8 protein-coding genes are annotated in these 8,386 nt (G+C 75.1%); 5 read left to right on the forward strand and 3 right to left on the reverse strand.

The window, feature by feature from the left end; translation table 11 throughout:
- Positions 1–9: 9 nt before the first annotated feature.
- Both ACQKM2_RS10740 and ACQKM2_RS10745 read right to left on the reverse strand, forming a co-directional pair.
- Positions 10–972, reverse strand: coding sequence for an NAD-dependent epimerase/dehydratase family protein (locus ACQKM2_RS10740; protein WP_427708422.1), 963 nt, complete (start codon positions 970–972; stop codon positions 10–12).
- On the reverse strand, positions 969–1,577 hold the full coding sequence (locus ACQKM2_RS10745; RefSeq protein WP_427708424.1) for a ScbR family autoregulator-binding transcription factor: 609 nt from the start codon (positions 1,575–1,577) through the stop codon (positions 969–971). Before ACQKM2_RS10745 ends, ACQKM2_RS10740 begins: the two co-directional genes overlap by 4 nt.
- Before the next feature lie 117 nt (positions 1,578–1,694).
- On the opposite strand from ACQKM2_RS10745, the gene ACQKM2_RS10750 reads away from it, so the two are divergent.
- The 5 genes from ACQKM2_RS10750 to ACQKM2_RS10770 all read left to right on the forward strand — a co-directional run bounded on the left by ACQKM2_RS10750 (position 1,695) and on the right by ACQKM2_RS10770 (position 6,488).
- Positions 1,695–2,636 carry a ScbA/BarX family gamma-butyrolactone biosynthesis protein gene (locus tag ACQKM2_RS10750; RefSeq protein ID WP_427708425.1) on the forward strand — a complete coding sequence of 314 codons (942 nt, stop codon included), beginning with the start codon at positions 1,695–1,697 and terminating at the stop codon, positions 2,634–2,636.
- A 115-nt stretch (positions 2,637–2,751) separates the two neighbouring features.
- A complete protein-coding gene (locus tag ACQKM2_RS10755; RefSeq protein WP_427708427.1) occupies positions 2,752–3,963 on the forward strand; it encodes a serine hydrolase domain-containing protein in 1,212 nt (403 codons plus the stop codon).
- Positions 3,964–4,041: 78 nt separating this feature from the next.
- The gene (locus ACQKM2_RS10760) at positions 4,042–4,560 is read left to right on the forward strand and encodes an N-acetyltransferase family protein (protein WP_427708428.1); all 519 of its coding nucleotides are present in this window, start codon (positions 4,042–4,044) and stop codon (positions 4,558–4,560) included.
- Between the two features lie 56 nt (positions 4,561–4,616).
- Positions 4,617–5,138 carry a SigE family RNA polymerase sigma factor gene (locus ACQKM2_RS10765; protein WP_427708429.1) on the forward strand — a complete coding sequence of 174 codons (522 nt, stop codon included), beginning with the start codon at positions 4,617–4,619 and terminating at the stop codon, positions 5,136–5,138.
- Between the two features lie 93 nt (positions 5,139–5,231).
- Complete coding sequence (locus ACQKM2_RS10770) at positions 5,232–6,488, forward strand: hypothetical protein (protein ID WP_427708430.1); 1,257 nt, start codon at positions 5,232–5,234, stop codon at positions 6,486–6,488.
- 10 nt (positions 6,489–6,498) lie between these two features.
- Here ACQKM2_RS10770 and ACQKM2_RS10775 read toward each other — a convergent pair whose 3' ends face one another.
- Positions 6,499–8,208, reverse strand: a complete 1,710-nt coding sequence (locus ACQKM2_RS10775; protein ID WP_427708431.1) for a bifunctional 3'-5' exonuclease/DNA polymerase — start codon at positions 8,206–8,208, stop codon at positions 6,499–6,501.
- Between the last annotated feature and the right edge of the window lie 178 nt (positions 8,209–8,386).

The following is an 8,386-nucleotide window of genomic DNA, read 5'->3' on the forward strand; positions in this document are numbered from 1 at the left end:
TCCTTCGGATCAGGCCGGGGCCGCGTCCCGCCCCAGGGCCCCGCGGTACCAGGCCGCGGCCGCCGCCAGGCGGGCCAGCGGGCCCGGGCCGGGGGGGCAGGCGGCCAGGCTCCAGACCTCGTCGCTGCGGTACCAGTGGTCCCGCGCCAGCAGGGAGAACTGCCGTTCGCTCACGGCCCCCGGCGCGGCCCGCAGCAGGCGCAGGCACTCCTCCCACGCCAGGTCGGCACGCGCCCGCGGCAGCACCCCCAGGTCCGCGAGCTCCGCCAGCAGCTCGCCGTTGCGCACGGGCACGGGGTGAGCGGCGTGGAACACCCGCCCGGTCACCGCGCCGCCGCCCCCGGGGAGGACCGCGAGGGCGGTGACGAGCCGGGCCAGGTCGCCGACGTCGACAGCGGAGAGAAGGCCCCGGCCGCCGTCCCACCGCCCGGGCACCCGGTCCACGAGCTCGGCGAGGGCCGGGACCACCCACCGGTCCCCGGCGCCCAGCACCGCGCCCGGCCGCAGTACGACGGCTCCCGCCGCCAGGGCGTACGCCTCCCCGGCCAGCCGGGTCCGGCTGGTGGCCGACACGGGAGCCGGCTCCAGCTCGCCGACGGCGGGGCCCCGGTGCGGCCCGGGCCCGTACACCGCGGCCGTGGACAGGTGGACCACCCGGCCGGTCCCGGCCCGGACGGCCTCGGCCATCAGGGCGGCCGTGCCGCGGACGTTGACCGCCTCGCACAGGGCCTCGTCCGGGCTCACCACCCCGGCCAGGTGCACCAGCACGTCCGCGCCCTCGCACACCCCCGCCACGGACCCCGGCCGTTCGAGGTCCGCCCGCACCCACTCGGCCGCTCCGGCCGCGCCCGCCCCCGGCGGCCGCCGCCCGACGGCCCGCACGGACACGTCCGGCCGGCGGCCGAGCTCGCGGAGCGCGGCCGCCCCGATGAAGCCCGTCGCGCCGGTGAGCACCACCCGCAGCCGGCTCACCGGGCGGTGGCGCGCAGCTGCGCCAGCGTCCGGGGCGTGGCGATGCACGGCAGGAAGTACTTCCACAGCGCGGCGACCCGCTCCAGCAGGTCCACGCGCCCCGTCGCGATCTGCGAGAACAGCTGCGTACCGCTGTACGCGCCGACCAGGACCTGGGCGAACTCCCGCTCGTCCACGCCCGGCAGCAGCTCGCCCCGCTCCCGCGCCACGACGAGCAGGGCGTGGAACTGCTCCACCCACTGCTGGTACGCCGTGTCGTCCTGGAGCCCGAACTCGCCCTGCTCGACGGCGAGCCGCACACCGGCCCGGAACAGGACGTTCTGCTGGAGCTCCCGGCCCACGTGGAAGGTGATGTCGATCAGCCGCTGGAGCCCGTCCTCGCCCGGCGGGAGCTGTACGTAGTCCCCCTGGGCGAGCATGACGGCCCGGGCGAGCTCCACCTTCGACGCGAAGTGGAAGTACATGCCGCCCTGGGTGACCCCCGCCCGTCCCATGATCATGCTGATGCTCGCGCCGTGGAAGCCGAGTTCGTCGAACGTCTCGGCTGCGGCGCGCAGGATCGCCTCCCGCGTCCTCAACGCACGGTCCTGCTTCAACCCCGCCATGGATCACACCACCAGCCACTCGACAAACAAAACGAACATTCTCTATTTTACGGAGTGGCCGCCGTCGACCGTCAGCGCGGGGGCTGCACACGCACGCAAGTGCACGCAAGGGGGAACATGCTCGTCACCGCCCATGGGCCGATATCCGCCGGAGCGCCGGCGCTGACCACCACGGTGCCCAGGGAATACGTCCACCGCGCCGCCCATTCCGAGGTCTTCCTCACGGGCTGGCAGCGTACCGGCGCCCACGACTTCACCATCACCGCCCAGTGGCCGCGCAGCCACAGCTTCTACACCGCCACGGCGGGCCTGCACGATCCGCTGATGCTCTGCGAGACCGTGCGCCAGACCTTTCCGCTGCTGCTGCACACCGCGTACGGGACCCCGCTCGGCCACCAGCTGAGCTGGTCGAGGTTCGGCTACGCCCTCAACCCGCACGCGCTCCACGTCGGCTGGACGCCCGCCGAGCTGGAACTGCGCGTCACCTGCTCGGAGTTCGTCCTCCGCCGGGGCATCCCCGCCGCGGTCTCCCTCGACATCGCCGTCTTCCGCGAGGGCACCCAGATCGCCGTCGCCGACACCCGCTTCGGCTGCATCGCGCCCGCCGTCTACCGGCGCGTCCGCGCGGATCGCTCCGACGTCCGGCGGGTGTTCGCCGCCGTGCCCGGCCCGGTCGCGCCCCTCGCCCCGGCCCTGGTGGGCCGCGACAACGTACGCGACGTCGTGCTCGGCCGCGAGGAGGGCCCGGGCCGCTGGCCCCTGCGGGTGGACACCGCCCACCCCGTCCTCTACGACCACCCCGTCGACCACGTCCCCGGCATGGTCCTGCTGGAAGCCGCCCGCCAGGCCGCCCACGCCGTGCGCCCCTCGGCGGAACCGGTGCTGCCGACGTCGATGGACGTCACCTTCCACCGCTACGTCGAGTTCGACTCGCCCTGCCTGATCGAGGCCCGGACCGCCTCCTCCCCCGGATCGGCCCCCGGGACCCTCCGGGTCGACGCCGTCCAGGACGGGGAGGCCGCCTTCACGGCCGAGGTCACCGTCGCCCCGATCCCCTGACCGGTCCGCCCGGTCCCTGACCGGTCCGCCCGCTCCCGCACCGCCCCGTCCCCGGTCGCCCGCGCGCCGGGGGCGGGGCTAGCGTGGAGGGACGTACGGCAGCGGGAGGCCGGGCATGACGAGACGGTGGCGCAGCGCGGCGGTGGGGGCGGCCGCGATCGGTCTGGTGGTGGTTCCCGCCGGCCTCGGGGCCGGCTACGCCTGGGAGGCCGCGGTGCCCGTGGCCGGAGTCGTCGGCGCTCCCGCGTCCGAGGAGTTCCCGCAGCTCACGCCCGCCGTGGCGGCCAAGCTGGACGAGGCCGTCCAGAAGGTGCTCAAGGAGGCCGGGGTGCCGGGCGTGGTCGTCGCGCTCTCCGCCCCCGGCAAGGGCGAGTACGTACGGGCCTTCGGGACCGCCGACAAGGCGACCGGGGCGCCGATGCGCACCGACGTGAACCAGCGGATCGGCAGCGTGACGAAGACCTTCACCGTCACCGCCCTGCTCCAGCTGGTCGACGCGGGCAGGGCCGGGCTGGACGACCCCGTCGGGAAGTACGTCGCGGGCGTGCCGAACGGCGACCGGATCACGCTGCGCGAACTGGCCGGGATGCGCAGCGGGCTCTACAACTACTCCGAGGACGAGGCGTTCTTCAAGGCCCTCACGGCCGATCCCCGGCGCCCCTTCACCCCGCAGGAGCTGCTGTCGTACTCCTTCCGCCACCCGGTGCTGTTCGAGCCCGGAGCGAAGTTCGACTACTGCAACACCAACACGATCCTGCTGGGCCTGGTGGTGGAGAAGCTGAGCGGGATCCCCCTGAACCGGTACATCGACGAGCGGGTGGCCAAGCCCGCCGGGCTGCACCACACCCTCTTCCCGACGGGCGCGCAGTTCCCGGAGCCGCACGCGCAGGGCTACACCGACCAGACCGCCTCGGGCAGGACCGAGGACGCCGCCGACTGGAACCCCTCCTGGGGCTGGGCGGCCGGAGCGATGGTCTCGGACCTCCCCGACCTGCGGAGCTGGGCGAAGACCCTGGCCACCGGCACCCTGCTGACCCCGGCCACCCAGGCGCAGCGGCTGAAGGTGGTCGAGGCGCTGCCGGGCGCCGGCTACGGCCTGGGCGTCTTCGACGTGCAGGGGTGGGTCGGGCACAACGGATCACTGCCGGGCTACCAGGACCTGGTGGTCTACCTCCCCGGGTCGCAGGCGACGCTGGTGGTCATGCTGAACACGGACATCGCCCACGAGGGCAACGAGCCGAGCACCCTGTTCGGCGAGGCGATCACCAGGATCGTCACCCCGCAGCACGTCTTCTCCCTGCCCGCCCAGCCCGTCACCGGGCACTGACGCGCGTTCCTCCGGGCCCCGTTCCCCCGCACCCGCGCACAATGGACGCCGGCGCGCGAACGGATCAAGGAGAGACGCATGTTCGGCAAGGCGGAAACCCAGGGCGGCGACGGCGCGGGCGGCACGGTCACGGACGGGGCCTCCGGCGTCGTGCTCCGCGTGGCGGGGGAGGCGGACCTGGACACGGCCGCGGAACTCTTCCGCGGCTACCTCGACTTCTACGAGGTGACCGTCCAGGACAGCGGCGCCCCGCGGGAGTTCCTCGCGGAGCGCATCGCCGCGGGGGAGTCGCTGGTGCTGCTCGCCGACGCGCCCGGGATCCCCGGCACGGTCGGGTTCGCACAGGTCTACCGGGCCTTCTCCTCCCTCACCCTGCGCACGGCGTGGATCCTCAACGACCTGTACGTGGCCCCGGCCGGCCGCCGCACCGGCGCGGGCCGGGCGCTGCTGCGCGAGGTGCTGCGCCGGGCGCGGGAGGCCGGGGTGGCGGGGGTGCAGCTGGAGACCGCGTACGACAACCGCGTCGCGCAGGGGCTGTACGAGTCCGAGGGCTTCGTGCGCGAGGAGTTCCACGTCTACTTCCACGATCTCGGCTGAAACATTTGCCGGGGGCCGTCGCGTCGATGGGGTGAGACGGACGCGAGGGGGAGTGCATGCGGCAGGGTCGCAGAGACGGGTTCCGCGAGTTCGCGGCGGGCCGGTCGGGTCATCTGTACCGGTCGGCCTGTCTGCTGGCCAGCGGGGACACCCACCTCGCCGAGGACCTCGTACAGGAGACCCTGGGGCGGATGTACCTGCTGTGGGGCCGGATCTCGCGCATCGAGAACCCGGCCGCGTACGCGCAGACGGTGCTGGTCCGGGTCTTCCTGACGCACCAGCGCCGCCGCTCGGCGGGGGAGCGCCCGTTCGGGGAGTTCCCCGCGGCCGACGGCGCGCAGCCGGTGGCGGGCGGTACGGATCCGGCGCTGCGGCTGACGCTGCTGGACGCGCTGGGGCGGCTGGCGCCCAAGGACCGGGCGGTGCTGGTGCTGCGGTACTGGGAGGACCGCAGCGTCGAGGAGACCGCCGAGGCGATGAAGGTCACCTCGGCGGCCGTACGGACCCGGACCTCCCGGGCGCTGTCCCGGCTGCGGGGGCAGCTGGGCGGCAGCCTCGCCGAGTTCGCGGGCCAATGAGGCCCCGGTGCCGTCCTCCCCGGCGCCGTCCTCCCCTCCGCCCTGTCCCTCTCCCCGCCAACCAAGTGGAAGGTCTGGTTCCGCATGCCCCCCATGCCCCTTGAAGACGAGCTCGGCGAAGCCCTCCGGAGCGCGGGTGCCGCCTTCACCCCGGACCCGCAGGCCCTGGTGGCGGCGGGCGAACGCCGCGGACGCCGCCTCGTGGCCCGCCGCCGGGCCGCCGTGGCCGGGGGCTCCGTACTGGCCCTCGCCCTGGTCGGCACGGCCGGAGCCTGGACCGGCGGCCTGATCGGGGGCGACGGCAAGGGCGAGGTCGCCTCGGCGCCCGCCCTGCCCAGCCGGGGCCCGGCCCGGCCGCCGGGAGACGGACCGGAGGAACGCGGGGGCACCGGGGCGGTCACCGCGCAGCAGATGACCGAGATCCTGAAGTCGCTGATGCCGGCCGGGCAGTTCACCGCCGCCGAGAGCCGCGGCAGCGACAGCCAGGGCCCGATGGCGACGGGACTCTTCGACGACGGCAAGGGCCAGGGCCGGGTGGGCATCCTGCTCACCCGGATCGACCCGGCCGGCGGGATGGCCAAGGAGATGACCACCTGCCCCGACCGCCGGAACGTGGCCTTCGACTCCTGCAAGGAGGAGAAGCTGCCCGACGGGTCCCGGCTGCTGCTCATCCAGTCCTACGACTACCAGGACTCCCGGAAGTCGGTGAAGGACTGGCGGGCCACCCTCGCCACCCCGCAGGGCTACCTCCTCGACGCCCAGGAGTTCAACGCGGTCCAGAGCAAGCAGGCCCGCCCCACCCGCCCCGAACCCCCGCTGGGCATGGACCGGATGAAGGCCCTGGTGCTGTCGGACAAGTGGCGCCCGGCCCTGGCGGACCTGCCGCCCGCACCCTCGGAGAGCGGCCCCCCGACGGGCCCCGCCAAGGGCCCCGAGGAGGACGCCGAGATGTTCCTGGCGACCCTGCTGCGCGGCTACGAGATCCCTGTCGCGGACAGGGGCGGCGACGGCGGCTACGGCTACGTCGTCCTCGACGACGGCAAGGGCCGCTCCCTGGTCGAGCTCCGCGTCCAGCGGGTCAAGGACAGCAGCGGCTTCCCCGAAGACGCCACCGCGACGACCGACGGCATCCGCGCGAAGGTCACCCAGGGCCCCGCCGAGGGCAACGCCCCCGGGGTGGTCCGCTGGTCCGTGGACACCCTGCGGCCCAACGGGGTGCGGATCACGGTCTCCGCGTACAACGCGCCCAAGCAGACGGGTCCGGCGAGCCGCACGGCGCCCGCGCTCACCGCGGAGCAGGTCAAGGAGGTCGCGCTGAACCGGCACTGGAGGGACGTCTACGGGCGCTGACGGGACGGGTTCATTTCGCGTCGGCGTAGCACTCCACCACCGCCGTGGTGAACGGGAAGCGGACCGGGGTGTCCCCGAAGGTGATCCGGCCCGCCCGGTCCCCGGCGGCGCGGACCGCCTCGACGACGGCCTCCGCCTCCTCGGCGGGACAGTGCACGATCACCTCGTCGTGCTGGAAGAACACCAGCTCCGCCCGCATCCCGGCGGTGGCCTGCCGCAGCGCCGCCAGCATCAGCAGGGCCCAGTCGGCGGCGCTGCCCTGCACGACGAAGTTGCGGGTGAACCGCCCGCGGGCGCGGGTGTTGGCGGAGGCGTAGGACGGGGTCCACCCGGTCACCTCGGAGTCGGCGCGCTCCGGCTCCTGCTCCTGCGGGATGCCGGCCTCGTCGGCCTCGGCGGCGCCGACGGGCGGCGGGCAGGTGCGGCCCAGCCAGGTCCGTACGAGCCGCCCCTCCTCGCCCGCGCGGGCCGCGTCGTCCACGTACGCGACGGCGCGGGGGAAGCGGCGGCGCAGCGCGGCCAGGTTCTTCAGGCCGTCCCCGGAGGTCTGGCCGTAGACCGCGCCGAGCACGGCGATCTTGGCCTTGTCGCGGTCGCCGGAGAAACCCTGGCGGGACACGGCCGTGTAGAGGTCCTCGGGACGCCCGGCCACCTCCATGAACGCCGGGTCGCGGGAGATCGCGGCGAGGACGCGCGGCTCCATCTGGTCGGCGTCGGCCACGACGAGCCGCCACCCCGGGTCGGCGACGACCGCCCGGCGGATCACCTTGGGGATCTGCAGGGCCCCGCCGCCGTTGGTGACCCAGCGGCCGGTGAGGGTGCCGCCGGGGATGAACTCGGGGCGGAAGCGGCCGCCCCGGACCCAGTCCGCGAGCCAGGACCAGCCGTGGGCGGTGTAGATCCGGTACAGCTTCTTGTACTCCAGGAGCGGCGCGACGGCGGGGTGGTCGATCTCCTGGATCGCCCAGCGGCGGGTGGACCCGAGCCGGATGCCGGCCTGCGCGAAGGCCTTGATCACGTCGGCGGGCAGGTCGGGGCGCACCCGGCGGCCGAAGGCGGCGGAGATCTCGTCGGTGAGCTCGGCGAGGCGGCGGGGCTCGCCGCCGCCGGCGTACCGCTCGCCGAGCAGCTCGGTCAGCAGGGCCCGGTGCACGTCGGCCCGCCAGGGCAGGCCCGCCCGGTGCATCTCGGCGGCGATGAGGAACGCGGCCGACTCGGAGGCGGTGAGCAGGCGCAGCCGGTCGGGGTGCGCGGTGGCGGCGATCCGGCGGGCCTGGTCGGCGTGCACGGCGAGCAGGGCGTCGAGGGGGAGCGGCGCGGCGGCCCCCGGGTCGACGTCGAAGAGGGAGTCCTGCGCGGCGGCCCGCGCGGGCTCGGCGGCGCGCTGCGGGGGGTCCGGCGGGACGGGCGCGTCGTTGAGCCGCGCCCAGGCCGCCGCCGCCGAACGGGGCTCCCCGGAGCGGCCCTCGTGGGCGAGGAGCAGCAGCTCGGCGTCCTCGATGTCGTAGCACCGCTCGACGCGGGTGCCGGCGGCGAGGATGCGGGGGTACACGGCGGCGGTGGACCGCCAGACCCAGCGGGTGCCGGGGGGAGCGGAGCGGATCGCCTCCGCGGGGGTGGCGGTGGTGATGCGGTCCGCGCCGGGGCGCAGGGGGGTGGCGTGCCACTGGCCGCCGGCGGTTTCGGCGAGGGCCCAGGGGGTGGTGGGGTGGTCGCTCACGGGTGCGAGTGTCCCACCGGGGTCTGACACCGCCGATGCCCTGGCCGGGCGTGCCGCTGCGCGGGCCGCTCCCCTACCCGCCCTTCGCCCGTTCCCCGGGGGCTCCGCCCCTGGACCCCCGCGCCTCAAACGCCGGCGGGGCTGTCTATAGCCCGTCCGGCGTTTGAGGACCGGGGTC

This window comes from Streptomyces sp. NPDC004126 (assembly GCF_050275515.1).
In the GTDB taxonomy this organism is placed as follows: domain Bacteria; phylum Actinomycetota; class Actinomycetes; order Streptomycetales; family Streptomycetaceae; genus Streptomyces.

What these genes read in the sequence shown, in the direction of transcription:
- ACQKM2_RS10755 (WP_427708427.1), top strand. Translation starts at nt 2,752, where the DNA reads ATGACGAGACGGTGGCGCAGCGCGGCGGTGGGGGCGGCCGCGATCGGT.
- ACQKM2_RS10760 (WP_427708428.1), top strand. Translation starts at nt 4,042, where the DNA reads ATGTTCGGCAAGGCGGAAACCCAGGGCGGCGACGGCGCGGGCGGCACG.
- ACQKM2_RS10745 (WP_427708424.1), bottom strand. Translation starts at nt 1,577, where the DNA reads ATGGCGGGGTTGAAGCAGGACCGTGCGTTGAGGACGCGGGAGGCGATC.
- ACQKM2_RS10765 (WP_427708429.1), top strand. Translation starts at nt 4,617, where the DNA reads ATGCGGCAGGGTCGCAGAGACGGGTTCCGCGAGTTCGCGGCGGGCCGG.
- ACQKM2_RS10770 (WP_427708430.1), top strand. Translation starts at nt 5,232, where the DNA reads ATGCCCCTTGAAGACGAGCTCGGCGAAGCCCTCCGGAGCGCGGGTGCC.
- ACQKM2_RS10750 (WP_427708425.1), top strand. Translation starts at nt 1,695, where the DNA reads ATGCTCGTCACCGCCCATGGGCCGATATCCGCCGGAGCGCCGGCGCTG.